Source organism: Rhizobium skierniewicense Ch11, from assembly GCF_023757665.1.
In the GTDB taxonomy this organism is placed as follows: domain Bacteria; phylum Pseudomonadota; class Alphaproteobacteria; order Rhizobiales; family Rhizobiaceae; genus Agrobacterium; species Agrobacterium skierniewicense.
The window spans coordinates 284,180-303,648 of the sequence record NZ_RXPG01000029.1; the positions used below are offsets into that span (position 1 = coordinate 284,180).

Sequence of the window (19,469 nt, forward strand, 5' to 3'; positions counted from 1 at the left end):
GTGTCGAGATGCGCGCAATGGCAGTCCATGAAAACCAACGGAAAAGAGCCCTCGAAGCCGCCGAGATGGGTGGAAATCGAAACATTGGGCACCGCCGATGGGTAGAAATCCACCCATCAAAGCTTATCAAACGGATTACGACAGTGTGTTCAGGTCTTCATCCATAAGGCCATGTTTGGTCAGAGCGTGTTTCTGCATTTTTTCGTAAAGCGTCTTGCGCGATATTCCGAGCGTCTCATAGACAGCCTTGAGGTTGCCTTTGTGGAGGGCGATCGTTCTTGCCAGAACCGATTTTTCAAACTCTGCGACCTTGGCCGACAGGTTTGCCGGATCCTGCGAGGCAGGCTGCTGTCCCTCCGAGGCGCCGCCATCCAGCCCCAAAACCAGCCGGTCTGCGGCATTTCTCAACTCTCGCACATTCCCGGGCCAATCCTGCATGGACAGCGTCGAGATGATTTCCGAGGGCACATCGAGATCGTCTCTGCCATAACGCGCGGCGGCTTCGCGCACCAGTTGGAGAAAGAGAAGCGGAATATCGGTGCGGCGCTGGGCAAGTGACGGCACATGCACGGTGGCGACATTCAACCGATACAGCAAATCCTGCCGAAAGCGGCCCGCCAGTGCTTCCTGCGCCAGATCGGCCTTGCTGGTGGCAATGAAGCGGACGTCGAGCTCGACACTCTCATTGGAGCCGAGACGGGTTATCGTGCGTTCCTGAAGAACCCGCAGCAGCTTGCCTTGCATGTCTGAAGGCATGGAGCCGATTTCGTCGAGCAGCACCGTTCCGCCCCGCGCATGTTCGAACTTGCCGTAACGTGGGCGCAGCGCGCCTGGAAAAGCACCTGCCTCGTGGCCGAACAATTCGCTTTCGATGAGGTGCTGCGGCAAGGCCGCGCAATTGATGGCAACGAAGGGCCTGTCGGCGCGGGCACTGACATCGTGAAGCGCACGCGCCACGACTTCCTTGCCGGCGCCGGTATCGCCAATGATCAGCGTATCGGCATCGGCGGCACCGATTGCCCTGATGCGGTAGCGCAAATCGACCATGACCTGCGTGCGTCCCGGCAAACGGGTTTCCAGATCGTCGCGTTTGCCTGCAACGGCGCGAAGCCTGCGGTTTTCCAGAACGAGCGAACGTCGGTCTATGGCGCGTTTGATGATGCCCGCAAGATATTGAACGTTGAAGGGTTTTTCCATGAAATCGTAAGCGCCGTTGCGCATGGCGCTGACCGCCAGTTGCACATCGCCATGGCCTGTCACGAGAATGACCGGAATTTCCGCATCGAGTTCTCGGACCTTTTGCAGCAGGGTCAGTCCATCCATGCCCGGCATGCGGATATCGCTGACGATGACACCATCGAAGCTGTACCCGATCAGTTCGAAGACATGATCGGCATTGTCGACTGTAACGACCTCCAAACCGGCAAGCTCCAGCGCCTGCGCGGTAGAAAGCCGCAAATCCTCCTCGTCATCGATCAACAGAACACGCGACACACTCATTCGGCAGCCATCTCCATCGGCAGTTCAGCATCCAGCTCCATATCGAACCTTGCTCCACCTTCGGGCAGATTGGTCACACTCAAACGCCCGCCAAAATCCTTGACGATATTGTAGGAAATGGACAGCCCGAGGCCCAGCCCCTTGCCGACACCCTTCGTGGAAAAGAAGGGATCGAATATGCGTTCGATGATCGCCGACGGCACGCCGGGGCCACGATCGCGGATCGACAGAATGACCTTGTCGCCCTCCTGGCGGGCGGTGAGATCGATGTGGCGATCCTCAAGCCCTTCGACGGCATCGGCAGCATTGGAGATGATGTTGACCAGAACCTGCTGAAGTCTGACAGGCCCCGCTTTGACGTTGAGCGGCACTGGCCCCAGGTCCACGACCAGCGTGGCATCCGCCGCCTTCAGGCGGGCATTGACGATCTCCAGTGTGTCGCTGACGACGGTATCCAGTGGCACGGGGCCGAGCTTTTCGTTGGGTTTGCGGGCAAAATTGCGAAGATGCTTGCCAATGGCCGCCATGCGGTCGATCAGCGCGGAGATGCGCTTGAGATTGTCCGAGGCCTCGCCCACTCTCCCGCGCTCTATCAGCAAAGATGCGCTTTCGGCATAGGTCTTGGCCGCAGCCAGCGGCTGGTTGAACTCGTGCGACAGAGCAGCCGACATCTGTCCCAGTGCCGCCAGCTTTCCAGCCTGGATCAAATCCTTCTGGGTTTTGCGCAGCCGCTTTTCCGTCTGCCTGCGCTCGGCAATCTCATGCTTGATGTCGACATTGACGCGGGCAAGGTCGGCCGTGCGTTCTTCCACCCGTCGCTCCAGTTCGGCACGCGCTTCGGCCTGATGGACAAGCCTGTCCTGAAGGCTCTTGCGCCGCTGCAACATGGCAGCCACCAGCGCAACGGCAAGGCAAAGGCACAGAACAATGGCAATCATCGTCGTCTTGACCTGCGTGCGCACCGAGCCCGTGTCCATCAGCACATTGACCGTCCAGCCTGCATCCGGCATCGGCTGGGACAGGAAGACATACTCCCGGTCCTGATCGCCCTCGCGAATGGTCATCAGGTCGTTTTTGCCGAACGTGCTGCGGGTAAGGCGAAGCTGCGTAAGGTTGGCGTCGGAATAGCGGCGTGATCTCTCGGTTTTCGCAATGCGCTCGGGCGTCAATGGCTGCACGGCCGCATAAAGCCATTCCGGCGTTCCCGTCATGAAGATGATGCCTTCGGGATCGTTGACAAAAATCCGGTTTTCGCCATTGCCAAAGGACGCTTCGATGCCTTCTATATCCACCTTGAAAACGATGACGCCCTTGATTTCGGTGTTGAAGAGGATGGGTGAAGCGAAATAATAACCGCGCTTGTGCGAGGTGGTGCCGAGCGCGAAGAATTTCGATTGCTGGCCTTTGGCCGCATCCTGAAAATAGGGACGGTAGCTGAAATTCTGTCCGACGAAGCTTGCCGGACCGTCGTAATTGCTGGCGGCAATCGTCTCGCCATCCAGCGTCATGATGTAGATATCCGAGGATTTCAGCAAATCGTTGATGGATTTAAGGTAGATGTTGGCGCGCAGCCGCAGGGCCTGATCCTGGGGATGCGCGACAAGCTCCTCGATATCGTCGTGATCAGCCATCAATGCGGGCAGCGGCTCATAGCGACTGAGATGCCCACCGAGAGCCGAGACCGCCAGCCTCAGCGTCGTGCCGCCCTGAGCGGCGACCTCATCGAAATAGCTTTCGGCAACGAGATCGCTCCCCTTGGTCAAGGCGAAACCGCCAAGGCCCAAGCAAACAATGACAACACCGATCCAGCGATATCTCACCGGCTCACCCCTCCACATGGCAGACTGATCGATGTCCGCTCTCCCTCATACAAGTCTAAGTGGAGGCGCCTGATTTTCCAAGCGGGATCGAACCGGCTCCGATCAAAACAAAAAAGCCGACCCAGGGGCCGGCTTGTTCGTCAATCAAAGACTGCGCTAAAGATTAAGCGCTTTCTTTCGGTGTCAGAACCTGACGACCACGGTACATGCCTGTCTTCAGGTCGATGTGGTGTGGGCGACGAAGTTCGCCGGAGTTCTTGTCTTCAACATATGTTGCGGACTTCAGGCCATCGGCCGAACGACGCATGCCGCGCTTGGACGGGCTTGTTTTTCTCTTAGGTACTGCCATTTGTGTAACTCCACTGAAGCGGCGAAACACGGGAACCAGCCAGGACCCAGGCCGAATGTCTCATGTTTCTATATCTGAATTTTGGCGCGCTTATACATGCCCCATCAGGCTTTGACCAGCCCTTCCCCATATTTTTTCGATAAGGGGCCGATGAGGCTTTCGCGTCGCGACCGTGACGCCAGACTTTAATCGCGCTAAGCCCTACACTACTTCAGTCTGGCTTTCAACGACGCTTGCGGAAAGCATGTCGGCCGCATGCCGTTTTTCGACTGCCAGTCTCCCAGGGAACGACGGGTTTTGAAGCCTGCGAGGCCATCGGCTTTTCCGACATCATAGCCCTTCGCGACCAGCGCCTTTTGCATGGCCAGCACATCGGAGCGCAGCATGGAGCCGACATCGCTCCACTGTCCCTGAAACGGCCCCGCACCATAGGCGATACGATCGGCCAGATTGCCGATGAAAAGCGCGTAGAGATCGGAGTTGTTGTATTCCTTGATGACATAAAAATTCGGCGTCACCACGAATTCCGGTCCGTTGCGACCAGCCGGAACCAGCATCATGCCATCCGCTGTCAAATCATTGGAAGGAAAGGCTTTTCCGGAGACGCGGCGGATGCCCATCTTCTGCCAGTCCGCAACCGGGCGGGCCAGATCAGGACCTTCCTGCGCACAGGATACATCGTCTGGTATGGAAACCTCGAAACCCCAATCGCGGTTTCGCTGCCAGCCACGCTTGGAAAGATAGTTGGCTATGGATGCGAGGGCATCAGGCACGGAATTCCAGATGTCGCGGTGACCGTCACCATCGAAATCAACGGCATATTTCAGGTAGCTGGAGGGCATGAATTGCGGCTGGCCAAGGGCGCCCGCCCATGAGCCCATCATCTTCGACGCTGAAATATCGCCGCTTTCAACGATTTTCAGGGCGTCGATCAGCTCGTCACGAAACATGTCCTTGCGGGTGGAGGTGTAGGCCTTGGTTGCCAGCACGTCGATGACGGAGTTGGGCAGCTTTGCGCGACCGAAGCCGGATTCCCGGCCCCAGACCGCAATGATGATGTTGCCAGGGACGCCATAGGTCGCCTCGATGCGCTTGAGCGTCGCGGCATGTGTTGCTGCCAGCGAACGGCCTGTTGCCGCCAGGCCCTGCAAACGTTGCTCTGAAAAATAAGCGCCGGGCGACGAAAACTCTGCCTGGCTTTGCGCCTGTTCCTTTGGTGGCTTTTGACCGGGAATGATGAGATCGGGCAACTTCCAGTTTATGGACAGGTCCGTGAGCGTTGCGTTCAGCGTCTTTTGCGAAATACCGGCCTGGCGTGCTTCCGGCCAGATGTCCTGTTTCAGCCATGTGTTGAAGGCGGCATCGTATCTGGCAGCGGCGGCACCCGTCGGGTTCGTTTGCGCAAGTGTTGCACTGGCTGGCACAAGACAGGCGGCAGTGGCGAAGATGAGGCCAATCGTTTTCAGACGCATTCCGTTTCCTTTTCAGTCAACCGGCCAGAGACCAATGCTTGGCGTGTCAGATCACGGTTCGGGCGCGCAGGGCTGCGGTCAACGTGCCTTCATCGAGATAATCCAGTTCGCCACCGACCGGCACACCATGGGCAAGACGAGTGATCTTGACGCCGAGATCGCTTAGCCGGTCGGTGATGTAGTGCGCCGTCGCCTGTCCCTCGACAGTGGCGTTGACCGCGATGATGAGCTCACGAATGCCACCTTCGCTGACGCGTTCGATCAGCCCCTTGATGTTCAGGTCTTCTGGTCCCACACCATCGAGCGGCGATAGCGTACCGCCCAGAACATGATAGGCGGTGTTCATGGCGCCTGCCCGCTCCAGAGCCCAGAGGTCGGAAACATCCTCGACCACAATGATGATGGCCTGATCGCGGCGATCATCGGTGCAGACCGTGCAGGGGTCCATGGTGTCGACATTACCGCAGTGCGAGCACACCTTCACCTTGTCATAGGCGTCACCCATGGCATGACCGAGCGGGCCGAGAAGCTGCTCTTTCTTCTTGATCAGATGCAGTGCTGCGCGGCGGGCCGAACGGGGCCCAAGTCCCGGCACCTTGGCCAGAAGCTGGATGAGTTTTTCGATTTCTGGGCCGGTGACTCGTTTTGCCATGAGCGCTTTCTACTGCATAAATGTCATAACGGGAATCACAAGCGGAAAGCATCCCATGAAAATACGCGCCATCTGCCGGGCCGATGCGAAAATCCTGCCCGGAAAAACATCGAAAACCGGGATTTTCAAACATCCCGTGCAAGGTCCTGTTCTGGTCGATCAGGCCGGTATCGTCAGCGACGCCGTCTGCAACAAAAAGCACCATGGCGGGCCGGATCAGGCGCTTTACGTCATGGGCTCCGTAGATCTCGATTTCTGGTCGCGCGAATTGGGATTTGTCATCGAACCCGGATTTTTCGGGGAGAACTTTGTGATCGAAGGCATCGACAGCGCTCAGATGCATGTGGGCGACCGGTTGATAGCAGCAGAGGTGCAGCTGGAAGTGACCGCCGCCCGCATTCCCTGTGCCACACTGTCAACGCGGATTGGCGACGATGGTTTCGCGCCTCGCTTCAAGCAGGCGGGACAGCCAGGCTTTTATTGTCGTGTGCTCAAAGGGGGCATGATCGCCACCGATGAAGTGGTGACGTTCACGCCCTATCAGGGGACCAAGCTGCCGATACCCGTCATTCTTCAACGGTTCAGGCCGTGCAGACTGTCGCAAGCGGAGCGGGATGCCTATCTCACCACCCCGCTTGCCAGCCGTTTCAGGGCCATGCTGGACGGTTGAGGTCGATTAAAAGGGAAGCTTCATGCCCGGCGGGATTGGCAGACCGGCGGTGAGGTCGCGCGTCTTTTCAGCGGTGACGGCTTCGGCGCGCTGCTTGGCGTCATTATGGGCTGCAACCAGCAGGTCTTCGAGAATTTCGACTTCCTCTTCCTTCAAAAGCGAAGGATCGATCTTCACACCAAGCAGAGATCCCTTGCCGCTCATCCTGACGGTAACCAGACCGCCACCGGATGTTCCCTCGACCTCAAGTGCAGCAATCTCTTCCTGCATCTTTTCCATCTTGGCCTGCATTTCCTTGACCTTGCCCATCATTCCCATGATGTCACGCATGTCGAAACTCCTGTCTTTTGCTTAGAATTCTATGTCGTCGCCCGGCAAAATATCGCCTTCGCTGGATTCGGCAACGGAGGGCGGCGCGATCTCTTCGACGTCATCCACCAGGGGTGCGCGGATGCGGACGTCGGTAATCTTTGCACCGGGAAACTGCGCCAGAATGGCAGCGACATCCGGGTCCTGGCGCGCATCGACGAAGCGGGCTTCGCGCGCATTGCCTTCGGCCTCCACGAGCGTCGGCTCGCCAGTCTCCTTGCTGATGGACACGACCCAGTGGATGCCGGTCCATTCCTTCAGCTTCGTGCCGATCTCTCCGGGAAGCGAGCCGGGCGCACCTTCGCCGAGCCGCAGGTCGAACCGCCCGGGCTCCAGCCGCACGACATGGACGAAATTGCGCAATCTCGCCTTCAAAATTGGGTCACGGTGCTTGGTGCAAAGATCAACGATATCATTCAGGGAATTGACGGGAACCTTGGGTTCCAGCCGTTCCTCTGGCTTTGGCGTTGCAACCTGCATCTCCTGCGGGCGAGCGTCCGGCACCGCGCGCAACAGGGCTGTCGGCTGTGGCGATGTCTGGCGTTGCGGTGAAAGCTGAGCGGATGCGACAGCCTGCGTGGACGAATAAGCCCGCGCACCGCCGCCATTGCCACCGCCGGATGGCGCTCCACTGCCGGACGTACCACCTTCGCCGTTGGAAAGCTCCAGGAGACGACGTGCGGCATCTTCCGGGGCGGGCAGATTGGCGGCATGCGAGAGCCGTATCAGCACCATTTCGGCGGCACCGGCCGGACGCGAGGCATTTTCGGTTTCAGGAATGCCCTTCAGCAGCATCTGCCAGATGCGCGATAGTGCAGAGACTGCAATCGTATCGGCGAACTCAGCGCCACTGACACGCTCGACCTCGGACAGAGATGGGTCGTCGGCTGCGTCCGGCACATATTTCATGCGGGTGACGAGATGGGTGAAATCGGCAAGGTCGTTCAACACCACGACGGGGTTGGCACCCGCTTCGTACTGACCCGTAAACTCTTCCAGGGCGGAGGCGACATCGCCCTTCACCACATGACCGAACAGATCGACAATACGGGCCCGATCGGCCAGACCGAGCATGCCGCGAACCGCTTCCGCCTCGACCCGTCCACCGCCATGGGCGATGGCCTGATCCAGAAGCGACAAGCCATCACGGGCAGACCCTTCGGCGGCGCGGGCGATCATTGCCAGTGCTTGGCTCTCGGCCTCGAAGCCTTCCTTGGCAGCAATCGCGGTAAACAGACCAACCAGATCGGCCGCACTGATGCGGCGCAGATCGAAACGCTGGCAGCGTGACAGAACGGTGATGGGAACCTTGCGGATTTCGGTCGTCGCGAAAATGAACTTCACATGCTCGGGCGGCTCTTCCAATGTCTTCAGGAGACCGTTGAACGCCTGCGTCGAGAGCATGTGCACTTCGTCAATGATGTAAACTTTGTAACGTGCCGAGACCGGGCGGTAACGCACCTGCTCGATGATCTCCCTGATGTCGTCGATGCCGGTATGGGAGGCAGCGTCCATCTCGATCACATCGACATGGCGGCCTTCCATGATGGCCTGACAATGTTCACCTGGAATCCGCAGATCGATCGTCGGCTTGTCGATTTCGTCGGTCTTGTAGTTGAGCGCGCGCGCCAGAATACGGGCCGTGGTGGTTTTACCCACGCCGCGAACGCCGGTCAGCATGTAGGCTTGCGCGATGCGGCCGGTTTCGAACGCGTTGGTCAGCGTGCGAACCATCGGCTCCTGGCCAACCATCAGGTCGGAAAAATCTTTGGGGCGGTACTTGCGCGCCAGAACCCGGTAACCGGCACCCTGCTCTTTTGTCTTGGGCTGATTGGTTCCGGTTTCGCTCATCGCCTCGCCAGTCGTTAAAACTATCGCATGTCTTGGTCGCAAAACCGCTATACACTTTTGCGAGACATGCTTTGGGTGGCGCCCGCTTTCAGGCCGAACTGGCCCGGCGAAACCTGAGCACGTCTTCGAAATAGAAAAGGTGGGAGGCTGGCACGGCGACCCGTGCCTGGCTCGTTAGGGCTGCTTCCTTCCGGACCTGACCCGGTTGGCGAGTGGCTCGTCCACCACCAACCTCCCGGAGGCACATATCGGCAATAATAAAAGCAAATGCAAGCCAAGCTGCCAAAAAACTGCTATCACATTCAAAACAATTGGGAGGATGCCGTGGAAACATTCCGGCTGGATGAAAGACTGGCGCGCGACAGCGTGCTGATAACCCGGCTGGGTTTGTGCCAAATGCGTCTTCAAAACGACCAGCGTTGGCCGTGGATCGTTCTCGTGCCGCAACGCAACGACAAGAGCGAGCTCTTCGAGTTGACCCCGCTGGATCAGGCGCTGGTGACTTTCGAAACCAATCAGGTCGCCTCTGCGCTGAAAGAACTGACGGGAGCGACAAAAATAAATGTCGGCGCTCTTGGAAATATCGTGCGCCAGCTCCACGTCCATATCATTGCCCGCAGGCAAGGCGATGAATGCTGGCCGGGTCCGATCTGGGGTCACGGGACAGCTGTTCCCTACGCGGACGATGACAGACATGATCTCATGAAGAAACTGGCCGGCGCATTGTGATGAATTCAAAAAGCATATTCGATACCAACTCCCCCCATCCGGAACCCAGCACTCTGACCGCATTCGCCCAGAATGATCTGGATCGTCTGGCCGAAAAGCGAACCGAAAGCTGTGTCTCCGATGCGCTGAAGGTGGAAGGTACACATCTTCTGGCCTTTGCAGGTACCAAGCTCGTGCTCAAGCATGACGGTCAGGTTCTGGACCCGCTGTTTTCGGCCTACGAGCTGGCCGAGCTCGATCCCGATTTCGAAAATGCTGTTCTTCTCGGATACAAGGACAATGGCGAGCCACGCGTCGCAGTGCCGGTGCGAACCGCCGAAGACAATCTTGCCAGCCATTTCAAGCCTGTCGATGCCCGCAGCCTCTATCGCGATCAGTTGATCGGTGAGGAATTGCTGGGCGAGGTCGCGCAGGCTGTGAGCCTTCTTCACTGGAACTCAGACAATCGTTTTTGTGGACGGTGTGGCGGCGCGATGGAACTGCATATCGGCGGTTACAAGCGGATTTGCGCTGCGTGCAGCCACACGATTTTCCCGCGTACCGATCCCGTCGTCATTATGCTGACCATCGATCTGGACCGGGAACTGTGCCTGCTGGGTCGTGGAGCGCATTTTCCACCCGGCATGTATTCCTGCCTTGCGGGCTTCGTCGAACCCGGCGAAACCATTGAAAACGCTGTTCGCCGCGAGACGCATGAGGAAGCCAATATCGCTGTTGGCCGGGTGCGTTACCATGCCTCCCAGCCCTGGCCGATGCCCCATACGCTGATGATCGGCTGTTTTTCCGAAGCGCTGTCGACCGATATCACCCGCGACGAGGCAGAGCTTGAAGATTGCCGCTGGTTTAGCCGCGACGAGGTGGCTACCCTTCTGGAGATGGGGGCGGCCAACGGCCAGTCACCACCACCACGCGGTGCCATCGCGCACCGTTTGATGCGCGACTGGATCGAATGGGACACGGCTGAATAAACCGGATCGCAAGCTTAGAGGATGTTGAGCTTGCGCCGCATGGCATGGCCCTTGTAGACGCCGAGAATACGAACTTTTTCGGAGAAGAAACGCAGTTCTTCCAAAGCGTGGCGCACCGGCTCGTCTTCGGGATGGCCTTCAATATCCGCATAAAACTGCGTGGCCACGAACTTGCCGCCCAGCTGGTAGCTTTCCAGTTTCGTCATGTTGATACCATTGGTCGCAAAGCCGCCCATGGCCTTGTAGAGCGCGGCTGGAATGTTGCGGACATTGAAGACGAAGGTCGTGACGATCACCTCTTCCGGCGATGTCCGCTTGACCCAGTCTTCCTCGCGCGACAGGACGACGAAACGGGTGACGTTGTTGTCCGAATCCTCGACATTCTCTGCCAGGATTTCCAAACCGTAGAGATCTGATGCCAGCCGCGGCGCAAGCGCTGCCATACTGCGATCGCCCAGTTCGGAGACCAGCTTTGCCGCACCGGCCGTATCGCCTGCAACGACGGGCTTCCAGCCGTTGGAGCGAATGATCTTGCGGCACTGTCCCAGCGCGTGAATGTGGCTGTGGACGGTCTTGATCTCGTCCTTCTTCACACCCGGCAACACCATCAGCTGGAAGCGAATGGGCATGAAATATTCGCCTATGATGTGCAGGCGTGATTCGGGCAAAAGGTGGTGAATATCGGCGACACGACCCGCGAGCGTGTTTTCGATGGGGATCATCGCAAGATCGGCGTCACCGTTTTCAAGCGCGTTGAAGGCATCCTCGAACGTCGGGCACGGCAGCGGGTCAAGCTGCGGAAAGACATCGCGGCAGGCCATGTCGGAATTGGCGCCATAGTCGCCCTGAAAGGCAATCGAATTGCTGCTCATGATTTGATCGCCATTATCTGCCTGTGTTTCCCAAAATCTCGCGCGCCTTGTCGAGCTGCACTTGTGTGTCGACGCCCAGCGGCACCGAATGGACGATTTCCGCATCGATGCGCATGCCGGCCTCCAGCGCCCGTAGCTGTTCGAGGCTTTCACGCATCTCAAGGGCCGATGGCTTGAGGGACACGAATCTTTCGAGTGCTGCGCGGCGGTAGGTGTAGAGCCCGATGTGATGATAAAGCGGACCCTGGCCGTGGGGTGCCGTCGCGCGCGTGAAATAAAGTGCCTTCAAACGTGTCTGGGATATCGGGCTGCCGACGATCTTGACCACGCTGGGGTTGGTCTTTTCTTCCTCATCGGTGATTTCGACCGTCAGCGTGGCTATATCAGTCGAGGCATTTTCCATGGGACGGAGTGAGGCACGGATCGTCTCCGGCTCGATCGTTGGAAGATCGCCCTGAACGTTGATGATGAATTCGGCGCGGCCGTGCGGGTCGGCTTTTTGCAGGGCTTCAAAAATCCGGTCGGAGCCGGACTGGTGGTCGAGGCTCGTCATCGTCACCTCGAAACCGGCATTCTTCACCACGTCAAAGACATCGGGATGATCGACAGCGACGACGATGCGCTCAGCACCTGCTTCGCGCGCGCGCATTGCAACCTGAACGACCATCGGGTGGCCCGCAATATCCGCCAGAGGCTTTCCGGGAAGGCGTGTGGAGGCCATTCGTGCCGGAATAAGGACAATGGCCTTTTCGAAAACGTTATTATTCATCCAACACCCTTCAAATCCCGCCTGAAAAGTGGCAATACGTCACGGTGCGGGGAACATATTCAAGTTGCGCAGGCTGTGCAAAAGCCATAGCTTTCGAGCAATTTCAAGATGTCCGTTTATGCGAACGGTTGTGAGGGAGCGCAAATCAATGGATTCACGTGTTAACATGGCGGTTGGTGCCCTATTGGGCACGATCTTCGTCCTGATGTCGGTGTCGATCGCATCCGAGGGAATTTTCCACGCGCCAGCGCCGGAAAAGGAAGGCTACGCCATTGTTGCAGAAACAAGTGCTGACAGCGCCAGCGGTGAACCCGCCGCCGCTGCCACGCCAATTGCAAAGCTTCTCGCCAGCGCTGACGCCGCGAAGGGTGAGACCGTCTTCAAAAAGTGTACGAGCTGTCACACCGGGGAGAGCGGCGGCCCCAACAAAGTCGGTCCTAATCTTTATGACGTCGTCAATCGCCCGATCGCCAGCCACGCAGGTTTCAGCTATTCGGCTGGCATGAAGGACTTTTCCAAGGGTAGCACCGTGAAGTGGGACTACGACCACCTCAGCTATTTCATCGAGGCGCCGAAGAAGCACGTTCCAGGTACAGCCATGGGCTTTGCCGGTATCAAGAAAGAAACGGAACGCGCCGATCTGATCGCTTATCTGCGCACGCTTTCGGCCAATCCGGCTCCCTTGCCGGATCCGAATGCGCCGCCTGAACAGATCAACTAAAACGAAAAAAGCCCGGCTCGACCGGGCTTTTTTCTGTCCAGATGGATGCGACATAGACGTGCGATCAGTTGCCCATCAGAATGTCGAACAGGGTCGTCTGTTTCGGTGCGGGCTGTCTTTGCTGTAAACCACCGCCGCCGATATCGGCCGGGGGTACAGGACCGCCATCATATTGCTGCTGCTGCTGATGCTGCGGGAACTGCTGGGACGGTGCATCGACCGGCGGATATTGCGGGTTTGATGCGGTCTGGTCGCGACCGACTGGTGCTGCCGGATAGTTAGCCGGGACAGGCGCACCGTTTCCACCCAGTGCATTGGATATGAGATCACTGAGCGATTTTGGCAGGGCAGTCGGTGCATCGGCCATGGGCTGACCGATCTCAGGGGTGCCTAAATTGCCAAGACCGAAGAGCGGCGATGGCGTCAGCCCGGAGTGGGCAGCCGTCATGAATTCCTTCCACGCCTTAGCGGGCAGGCCACCACCGGTCACCTTTTTCATGGAGGTGCCATCGTCATTGCCGAACCAGACGCCCGTTGTCAGCGTGCTGGTATAGCCGACGAACAGCGCGTCGCGGAAGGACTGCGTGGTGCCGGACTTGCCCGCCGCCTGCCAGCCTTTGAGCTTGGCGGCCTTGCCGGTGCCCGCATTGATGACGCCGGTCAACATGCTGTTCATGGTGGCGGCAATCGCTTCGCTCAGCACCCGTGGCGGATTGTCATATTTGTTCTCATAGAGAACCTTGCCATCGGCATCGGTGATTCGCTTGACGATGTGCGGCGTGGCCTTGAAGCCGCCATTCATCATCGGCGCGTAGGCCGAGGTCAGCTCCAGAAGCGAGACTTCCGACGTTCCCAGCGCAATGGAGGCATTGGCCTGTAAATCCGATTCGATGCCCATGCGGTGCGCCACCTGAGTGACCCTTTCAGGGCCGACTTCCATGACGAGCTGGGCTGCGATGGTGTTGAGCGAATTGGCCAGTGCGGTAGCAAGGGTGACCTCGCCGCGATATTTCTGATCGTAATTTTCCGGTGTCCATTTGCCGATCTTGACCGGCGCGTCGTTTCGCACCGAATTGGGCGTCAGGCCATTTTCCAACGCGGCAATGTAGACGAAGGGTTTGAAGGCCGAACCGGGCTGGCGCTTGGCCTTGGATGCGCGGTTGAACTGACTTTGGGAATAGTCAGCGCCGCCAACAATGGCCCTGATGGCACCGGTGCCATCGATGGAGGCCAGTGCTGCCTGCGATGCGCCGAGCTTCTTGCCCTCGTTTTTCAAGACGTCGGACAACGACTTTTCAGCCTCTTTCTCCAGATCGAGATCGATGGTCGTATCGACCACCAGATCCTGCTTAACATCGCCCACCAGCATGCGCACTTCATCGAGCACCATATCGGCGGCATAGTGTTCGGCACCAGACCAGAAGCGCTTGGCCTTGGTGGGTGGCTGTGACATGGCTGTCTTGATTTCGTCTTCTGTTATGAAGCCGACATCCTGCATCGACTGCAGAACGACCTGCGCACGCTCTTCGGCGGCCTGAGGATCTCGCGCAGGTGACAGGCGCGACGGCGCTTTAAGCAATCCGGCCAGCAAAGCGGCCTCGCCCAGATTGACGTCCCGGGCGGACTTGTTGAAATAACGACGCGACGCCGCTTCAACACCATAAGCGTTGGAGCCGAAATAGACCCGGTTCAGATACATCGCCATGATCTGATCCTTGGTGTATTTCTGCTCCAGCCAGAAGGCGAGCAGAACTTCCTGAATCTTGCGCTCCAGCGTTCTGTCGGGAGACAGGAACAGGTTTTTCGCCAGTTGCTGAGTGAGTGTTGACCCCCCCTGGACAGCGCGACCGCTGACGATGTTGGTAACGATGGCACGGGCAAGGCCAAGCGGGTCGACACCGAAGTGCGAATAAAACCGCCGGTCTTCGATGGCCATGACGGCTTGGGGCAAATAGGGCGACATATCCTCTAGCGCCAGCGCCTCGCCCCCCGTCGTACCGCGATTGGCAAGAACGGAACCATCGACCGCGACGATTTTGAGGTTGGGCGGACGCTCGGGAATCGACCATGTGCTGGCGCTGGGCATACGCGCGGCATAGTAGGCAACGAGACCTGCCACACCGATACCGCCCCATATGCCAAGCACGATGCACCAATAGGCGAATGTGCGGATGAAACCAGTTATGCCGCCGCCAGCGGAACGCGTCTGCCGCTTTTGCGCGCGAGACGGTTTTGCGCGCTGGCGCTTGGGTGCCGGTGCATCGTCAACGTCATAGGTCGCGGACGTCTTGCCGCGCGCTTTGCCCTTGTTGCCGGTAATGCGGTCGCTTTCATCCAGACGCAGATCATCGCCGGATTCCTTGAAATCCCCGAAAGAAGGTTCTACGCGCTGGCGTGACTTGCCGTTACCTGCCATTAGCGGGAAATTGCTCCATGATGTGGCGCTTCGATCTGCTGCACCGTGATCGCCTTTCGATCCCGATGAAGCTTAAATGCGGCGATTTAAGGTGGGGTTAAGGACGTCGAACCATCACGTTGCCGTCACTGGCAGACGTCGATCCACTCCGCCGCCGTGAGTGCTGCCATATGATCGGGTGCAATGCGCACGGCGGCATTGGTGGCTCCGGCTGCCGGTACCACTTCGTCATAGGCCTTGAGCGAGATGTCGCAATAGACGGGCATGGCAGAGGGCAGACCGAAGGGGCAAACGCCGCCGATGGGATGACTGGTCACCTCCACGACGTCGTCACCGCCCAACATGCGCGGTTTGGCACCGAATCGGTCGCGGAATTTGCGATTGTCCAATCTTTTTGTGCCGGCAGTGACGACGAGAAGAACGATGTCTCCGGCCCTCAGGCAAATCGTCTTTGCGATCTGATCTGGATCGACATTGTGGGCCAGCGCCGCCATAGCCACAGTCGCAGAACTGTCCTCGGTCACCAGCACGCCGATCTCGGGTGCACGACGTGCGAAGAATTCTCTGACGGATTCAAGGCTCATGCGTAATCTTTAGGCGTTGCGCTTCACAGAAGCAAGGTTTCGATAGAGAGGTATGCATTTTACGCAATGCTGCGCTGCAATGTCTCGACTGTTCATCGCTATCGAATATGGTATTTTCAAATCATCGAAGCGACGCACTCCTCCTCCCAGCGTCGCCCGATTGGACTGACAACACTCCTCCTCCCAGTTGTCAGTCAGTATCAAGAACCCGGCGCACCTCCTCCCGCGCCGGGTTTTTGCTTTCCTAGATTCCTGTTTCAGTTGAGATACCCCGAATTCCTGCAGGAATTTACACGATCAGGTCGCAAATTTCGAGGCAGCAGACGCGGCTTCGTTATCGAAGAAACTTGACTTATTGGTGCCGTAACCTTAGGTGTTTTGCCATCGATATTTGTTTGACGACCAGAGCTTCAGCGTCCCCATAGACGTAAACGACGATCTTCCCTTCAAATTCGAGAACACCGCGCTGACGTTCAGCGCAAAAGTAATGCCAACGGAAGGAACATCGTTATGGCGACTGGTACAGTAAAGTGGTTCAACGCAACCAAGGGCTACGGCTTCATTCAGCCTGATGATGGCGCACAGGACGTTTTCGTTCACATCTCCGCAGTTGAGCGCGCTGGCCTGAACGGCCTCAAGGATGGTCAGAAGATCACCTATGAACTCGTGCAGGACCGTCGTTCTGGCAAGATGTCTGCAGACAGCATCGTCGCTGCTTAAGACTGACGATGGATCGGCTGTGGGGTTGATCCGATAAAACGTTGAAGGCCGGGTCAAACCGGCCTTTTTCTTTGGGTAAAGCGCCCGCCTTGAAGCGCACTCTGAAGACGGAACTGGGTTAAAAATCAGTCTTCCCCTTGAAAACATGCGACCCGACACCAATATAAAGGCCATCAGTGTTTCAGCAACCTCTTATGAGGTCATCTGAACGAAATGATGGCGCAGTTGAGCGTTAACTAAATGTTAACCAAAGCAGCGCAATCTGTTTCGGAAGACATGAGCGACAGCGGATTTGCTGGCGCCGTGCTGAGACACATACCGTTTTATGCGCTTTGACCACGGATGTACTGGCACTGAGGCTGAAACGGTAAGGAAAGGTCGGGCTTGCCCCGGCCTTTTGCTTTTTCAGGCATTCGCCTCGATAACGCCGCCCGTTGCCGGGCGGCTTTTTTTATTTCACAGCCAGGGCCGTCAAGATGCGAACCCACGAACGGATGCCCTTGTGGAACGATTGCAGATCGTATTTTTCATTCGGCGAATGAATACGGTCATCCGTCAGGCCAAAGCCGATCATCAGCGAATCCATACCCAGCATCTTTTGGAAGTCCCCCACGATGGGGATCGATCCGCCCATCCCAATCACAACGGCAGGCTTTGCCCACTCGTCCGAAAGCGCATTCTTCGCTTTCGTCAATGCGGGCGAATCATAAGATAGCTGGATGGCTGGCGAAGCGCCGTGCTCATGAAATTCCACCGAGCAATCGGCGGGAATTTTGGAACGGACATAGGCACGGAAGCTTTCGCGGATAGCGGCAGGGTCCTGGTTCCCAACCAGGCGGAACGACACTTTCGCCGACGCTTTCGCCGCAATCACGGTCTTGAAGCCTTCACCGGTATAGCCCCCGATGATCCCGTTGACTTCAGCAGTTGGGCGCGCCCAGGTCAGTTCCAGAACTGAACGACCCTTTTCGCCAGCCGGGATGGAGAGACCGACCTGTCCCAAAAAGCTTTCGGCGGTGCGGCCGAGATTATCCCACGACGCCTTGATATTGCCCGGTGTTTCTTCAACGCCATCATAGAAGCCCGGCAAGGTAATGCGACCCGTCTCATCGTGCAGACCGGCCAGGATTTGCGTCAGAATATGGATCGGGTTGGCCGCAGCCCCGCCGAAAAGACCGGAGTGGAGATCGCGGTCAGCCGCCGTCACCACGATTTCTTCTCCGACCAGCCCGCGCAGGGCTGCCGCAATCGCAGGTGTTTCGCGATCCCACATGCTGGTATCACACACCAGCGCGTAATCCGCCTTCAGTTCATCGGCATTGGCATCAAGGAAGGGTTTGAGCGAGGGAGAACCAGATTCCTCTTCGCCTTCAAACAGAATGGTGATGCGCAGCGGCAACGCGCCATGGACCTGCTTGTAGGCCCGGCACGCTTCCACAAAGGTCATCAACTGACCCTTGTCATCCGAGGTACCACGCCCCGTGATGGCCTGTCTGCCTTCGCCAATATCCTTCAACGCAGGATCGAACGGCTCGTTTTCCCACAGATGGAGGGGATCGACAGGCTGAACGTCGTAATGGCCGTAAAACAAGACGTGCGGCGCATCCGGTGCCGCGCCATCGTGGTGGGCAACGACCATAGGATGACCTGCGGTTTCACGCACGGATGCCTTGAAGCCGATATTCGTCAAATCACGAACCAGCCAGTCAGCCGCCTTGCTGCATTCCGCCTTGTAGGCAGGGTCCGTCGAGATGGATTTTATGCGAACGAATTCGAAAAGCTTGTCGAGGCTGGAGTTGAGGTTTTCGTCAACCGCCGAGAGAACGGGGGATATGTCTGTCATTACGCGATCCTGTCATGCGAAGATTTCAGGACAATAGAGCAAAGACTTCAGTGTTTCGAGCCGGAAAATCACCTCTTTGCCGAAGGCGATGACATCTGCCCTACCGCGCATGGTCGCGCGGACTCGAAAGTTTCACATCAGATTTTCTGGTCGGCCGCTCTCGCTGCGTCGATCGTACGCCCCATATATTCGAGCAGCAAGTGTCGCTCGAACTTCAAAAGTCCCGCCAGCATCGCATCGTCTGTATCCTGGGAGGCGGCAATGGCCTGGACCTCCAACTCGCGGCCCTTCTCCGTCAATTCGATAATCTGTGCCCGGCGATCCCTGGGATGCGGTTTGCGATGGATCAACCCGTCGCGCTCCATCCGCCCCAGCGTATTGGCAAGCGTCGCCTGTTCGACATCAACGCGATCCAGCAATTGTCGCTGGGTCAGGCCATCCTCGTTCCAGAGCTCCAGCAACACCGGAAATTGGCCCGGAGAAAAACTGAGCACCACCGCGCGCCTGTTTAGCGCCTTCGAAAAACTTTTTGCCAATTGCGCTGCAAGATAGGTCGCCGAATCGTTTCTCGAAAAACGCATATCATCTCCTCCCTTGGATCACGCTGCACGGCTTTTATTGCATATCATGCTATGTAGATCGGTTGGCTTTCGCGGAGCATACGGATCAAAAAACGACAATAAAAAACCGCCATGGCCGGGAGGGACAGCCATGGCGGTATGTTGAAGGACAAAGGCCCGGAGAGGGGGGGTAGGCCTTTGTCCGGTCTGAAGCGGCGGGGGACGAGCCAGCAATCAGACTACGGCGTGATCAGTCGCCGTCCTCCAAGAAATGCGCCTTCAAATGCGGTTTTTCAAGGGAGGGCAGAATTACAAATTTGTAACGTTCCGGTGAAGTTTGATCGACCTGTTGACGCATCTTGCACCGATACGCAAATAGCAGAATGTTCGCGTCGGCGATGATCAAGGTACCAGCACCGAAATCAAGTCCGACGCGCCATGCGCTCGCTGCGTCTTTCGGCTGAAGGAGGACAAGAAAGGTGGCGATCAGTGCGGCATTCAAAAGCTCGAACTGCGCTTGACGCGAGGCTTTGTCTATTTTTGCGATGCGCTGGAAAGTGGCCGCGAAGACCGTCTGCCACCAACATCACCGTCGCCAGCAGGA

The 19,469-nt window shown here is 57.6% G+C and carries 19 protein-coding genes and 1 other RNA gene; 5 read left to right on the plus strand and 15 right to left on the minus strand.

Annotation, left to right across the window (positions count from 1 at the left end; translation table 11 throughout):
- Positions 1 to 135: 135 nt before the first annotated feature.
- The 5 genes from EKM04_RS19790 to recR form a co-directional block, all read right to left on the minus strand.
- On the minus strand, positions 136 to 1,500 hold the full coding sequence (locus tag EKM04_RS19790; RefSeq protein ID WP_174151713.1) for a sigma-54-dependent transcriptional regulator: 1,365 nt from the start codon (positions 1,498 to 1,500) through the stop codon (positions 136 to 138).
- Positions 1,497 to 3,320: a sensor histidine kinase gene (locus EKM04_RS19795; protein WP_174151712.1), complete on the minus strand. Its 1,824-nt coding sequence runs from the start codon at positions 3,318 to 3,320 to the stop codon at positions 1,497 to 1,499. Before EKM04_RS19795 ends, EKM04_RS19790 begins: the two co-directional genes overlap by 4 nt.
- A 163-nt stretch (positions 3,321 to 3,483) precedes the next feature.
- Positions 3,484 to 3,669, minus strand: coding sequence for a 50S ribosomal protein L32 (rpmF, locus tag EKM04_RS19800; RefSeq protein ID WP_003507205.1), 186 nt, complete (start codon positions 3,667 to 3,669; stop codon positions 3,484 to 3,486).
- 206 nt (positions 3,670 to 3,875) lie between these two features.
- Positions 3,876 to 5,141, minus strand: coding sequence for a lytic murein transglycosylase (locus EKM04_RS19805; RefSeq protein WP_183896777.1), 1,266 nt, complete (start codon positions 5,139 to 5,141; stop codon positions 3,876 to 3,878).
- 46 nt (positions 5,142 to 5,187) lie between these two features.
- On the minus strand, positions 5,188 to 5,793 hold the full coding sequence (gene recR / locus EKM04_RS19810) for a recombination mediator RecR (RefSeq protein WP_174151710.1): 606 nt from the start codon (positions 5,791 to 5,793) through the stop codon (positions 5,188 to 5,190).
- A gap of 55 nt (positions 5,794 to 5,848) precedes the next feature.
- Between recR and EKM04_RS19815 the strand changes: the two genes are divergently transcribed.
- A complete protein-coding gene (locus EKM04_RS19815) occupies positions 5,849 to 6,463 on the plus strand; it encodes an MOSC domain-containing protein (protein ID WP_183896778.1) in 615 nt (204 codons plus the stop codon).
- Positions 6,464 to 6,469: 6 nt separating this feature from the next.
- Here EKM04_RS19815 and EKM04_RS19820 read toward each other — a convergent pair whose 3' ends face one another.
- The 3 genes from EKM04_RS19820 to ffs all read right to left on the minus strand — a co-directional run bounded on the left by EKM04_RS19820 (position 6,470) and on the right by ffs (position 8,919).
- The gene (locus EKM04_RS19820; protein WP_174151708.1) at positions 6,470 to 6,793 is read right to left on the minus strand and encodes a YbaB/EbfC family nucleoid-associated protein; all 324 of its coding nucleotides are present in this window, start codon (positions 6,791 to 6,793) and stop codon (positions 6,470 to 6,472) included.
- A 21-nt stretch (positions 6,794 to 6,814) separates the two neighbouring features.
- The gene (locus EKM04_RS19825; protein WP_183896779.1) at positions 6,815 to 8,683 is read right to left on the minus strand and encodes a DNA polymerase III subunit gamma/tau; all 1,869 of its coding nucleotides are present in this window, start codon (positions 8,681 to 8,683) and stop codon (positions 6,815 to 6,817) included.
- A 139-nt stretch (positions 8,684 to 8,822) separates the two neighbouring features.
- Positions 8,823 to 8,919: signal recognition particle sRNA small type (gene ffs, locus EKM04_RS19830), an RNA gene on the minus strand.
- 31 nt (positions 8,920 to 8,950) lie between these two features.
- Here ffs and EKM04_RS19835 point away from each other — a divergent pair.
- Both EKM04_RS19835 and nudC read left to right on the plus strand, forming a co-directional pair.
- The gene (locus EKM04_RS19835) at positions 8,951 to 9,412 is read left to right on the plus strand and encodes an HIT domain-containing protein (RefSeq protein ID WP_183896780.1); all 462 of its coding nucleotides are present in this window, start codon (positions 8,951 to 8,953) and stop codon (positions 9,410 to 9,412) included.
- Positions 9,412 to 10,380 carry an NAD(+) diphosphatase gene (gene nudC, locus EKM04_RS19840; protein ID WP_183896781.1) on the plus strand — a complete coding sequence of 323 codons (969 nt, stop codon included), beginning with the start codon at positions 9,412 to 9,414 and terminating at the stop codon, positions 10,378 to 10,380. Before EKM04_RS19835 ends, nudC begins: the two co-directional genes overlap by 1 nt.
- A 14-nt stretch (positions 10,381 to 10,394) precedes the next feature.
- Here the strand turns inward: nudC and EKM04_RS19845 are convergent, their stop codons facing one another.
- Positions 10,395 to 11,252 carry a prephenate dehydratase gene (locus tag EKM04_RS19845; RefSeq protein ID WP_174151704.1) on the minus strand — a complete coding sequence of 286 codons (858 nt, stop codon included), beginning with the start codon at positions 11,250 to 11,252 and terminating at the stop codon, positions 10,395 to 10,397.
- Positions 11,253 to 11,265: 13 nt separating this feature from the next.
- Positions 11,266 to 12,021 (minus strand): 3-deoxy-manno-octulosonate cytidylyltransferase, encoded by a 756-nt coding sequence (locus tag EKM04_RS19850; RefSeq protein ID WP_183896782.1) that lies wholly within the window; start codon positions 12,019 to 12,021, stop codon positions 11,266 to 11,268.
- Between the two features lie 148 nt (positions 12,022 to 12,169).
- Here EKM04_RS19850 and EKM04_RS19855 point away from each other — a divergent pair, with 148 nt between their 5' ends.
- Positions 12,170 to 12,742, plus strand: coding sequence for a c-type cytochrome (locus EKM04_RS19855; RefSeq protein WP_183896783.1), 573 nt, complete (start codon positions 12,170 to 12,172; stop codon positions 12,740 to 12,742).
- A gap of 64 nt (positions 12,743 to 12,806) precedes the next feature.
- Here the strand turns inward: EKM04_RS19855 and EKM04_RS19860 are convergent, their stop codons facing one another.
- Entirely contained in the window at positions 12,807 to 15,158 is a 2,352-nt protein-coding gene (locus EKM04_RS19860) for a transglycosylase domain-containing protein (protein WP_183896784.1), read from the minus strand.
- A 125-nt stretch (positions 15,159 to 15,283) separates the two neighbouring features.
- Entirely contained in the window at positions 15,284 to 15,742 is a 459-nt protein-coding gene (locus EKM04_RS19865) for a YbaK/EbsC family protein (protein ID WP_183896785.1), read from the minus strand.
- A 510-nt stretch (positions 15,743 to 16,252) separates the two neighbouring features.
- Between EKM04_RS19865 and EKM04_RS19870 the strand changes: the two genes are divergently transcribed.
- Positions 16,253 to 16,462 (plus strand): cold-shock protein, encoded by a 210-nt coding sequence (locus EKM04_RS19870; RefSeq protein WP_045230211.1) that lies wholly within the window; start codon positions 16,253 to 16,255, stop codon positions 16,460 to 16,462.
- A gap of 451 nt (positions 16,463 to 16,913) precedes the next feature.
- On the opposite strand, the gene EKM04_RS19875 is transcribed toward EKM04_RS19870, so the two are convergent.
- The 3 genes from EKM04_RS19875 to EKM04_RS19885 form a co-directional block, all read right to left on the minus strand.
- The gene (locus EKM04_RS19875; RefSeq protein ID WP_183896786.1) at positions 16,914 to 18,305 is read right to left on the minus strand and encodes a dipeptidase; all 1,392 of its coding nucleotides are present in this window, start codon (positions 18,303 to 18,305) and stop codon (positions 16,914 to 16,916) included.
- Positions 18,306 to 18,442: 137 nt separating this feature from the next.
- Complete coding sequence (locus tag EKM04_RS19880) at positions 18,443 to 18,886, minus strand: MarR family winged helix-turn-helix transcriptional regulator (protein WP_183896787.1); 444 nt, start codon at positions 18,884 to 18,886, stop codon at positions 18,443 to 18,445.
- A 229-nt stretch (positions 18,887 to 19,115) separates the two neighbouring features.
- Positions 19,116 to 19,367: a hypothetical protein gene (locus EKM04_RS19885; protein ID WP_183896788.1), complete on the minus strand. Its 252-nt coding sequence runs from the start codon at positions 19,365 to 19,367 to the stop codon at positions 19,116 to 19,118.
- Positions 19,368 to 19,469: the final 102 nt, after the last annotated feature.

Bases quoted from the DNA above. Each gene is read 5' to 3' on its own strand.
- EKM04_RS19790 (WP_174151713.1), bottom strand. From the start codon at position 1,500: ATGAGTGTGTCGCGTGTTCTGTTGATCGATGACGAGGAGGATTTGCGG.
- rpmF (WP_003507205.1), bottom strand. From the start codon at position 3,669: ATGGCAGTACCTAAGAGAAAAACAAGCCCGTCCAAGCGCGGCATGCGT.
- EKM04_RS19805 (WP_183896777.1), bottom strand. From the start codon at position 5,141: ATGCGTCTGAAAACGATTGGCCTCATCTTCGCCACTGCCGCCTGTCTT.
- recR (WP_174151710.1), bottom strand. From the start codon at position 5,793: ATGGCAAAACGAGTCACCGGCCCAGAAATCGAAAAACTCATCCAGCTT.
- EKM04_RS19815 (WP_183896778.1), top strand. From the start codon at position 5,849: ATGAAAATACGCGCCATCTGCCGGGCCGATGCGAAAATCCTGCCCGGA.
- EKM04_RS19820 (WP_174151708.1), bottom strand. From the start codon at position 6,793: ATGCGTGACATCATGGGAATGATGGGCAAGGTCAAGGAAATGCAGGCC.
- EKM04_RS19825 (WP_183896779.1), bottom strand. From the start codon at position 8,683: ATGAGCGAAACCGGAACCAATCAGCCCAAGACAAAAGAGCAGGGTGCC.
- EKM04_RS19835 (WP_183896780.1), top strand. From the start codon at position 8,951: ATGCAAGCCAAGCTGCCAAAAAACTGCTATCACATTCAAAACAATTGG.
- nudC (WP_183896781.1), top strand. From the start codon at position 9,412: ATGAATTCAAAAAGCATATTCGATACCAACTCCCCCCATCCGGAACCC.
- EKM04_RS19845 (WP_174151704.1), bottom strand. From the start codon at position 11,252: ATGAGCAGCAATTCGATTGCCTTTCAGGGCGACTATGGCGCCAATTCC.
- EKM04_RS19850 (WP_183896782.1), bottom strand. From the start codon at position 12,021: ATGAATAATAACGTTTTCGAAAAGGCCATTGTCCTTATTCCGGCACGA.
- EKM04_RS19855 (WP_183896783.1), top strand. From the start codon at position 12,170: ATGGATTCACGTGTTAACATGGCGGTTGGTGCCCTATTGGGCACGATC.
- EKM04_RS19860 (WP_183896784.1), bottom strand. From the start codon at position 15,158: ATGGCAGGTAACGGCAAGTCACGCCAGCGCGTAGAACCTTCTTTCGGG.
- EKM04_RS19865 (WP_183896785.1), bottom strand. From the start codon at position 15,742: ATGAGCCTTGAATCCGTCAGAGAATTCTTCGCACGTCGTGCACCCGAG.
- EKM04_RS19870 (WP_045230211.1), top strand. From the start codon at position 16,253: ATGGCGACTGGTACAGTAAAGTGGTTCAACGCAACCAAGGGCTACGGC.
- EKM04_RS19875 (WP_183896786.1), bottom strand. From the start codon at position 18,305: ATGACAGACATATCCCCCGTTCTCTCGGCGGTTGACGAAAACCTCAAC.
- EKM04_RS19880 (WP_183896787.1), bottom strand. From the start codon at position 18,886: ATGCGTTTTTCGAGAAACGATTCGGCGACCTATCTTGCAGCGCAATTG.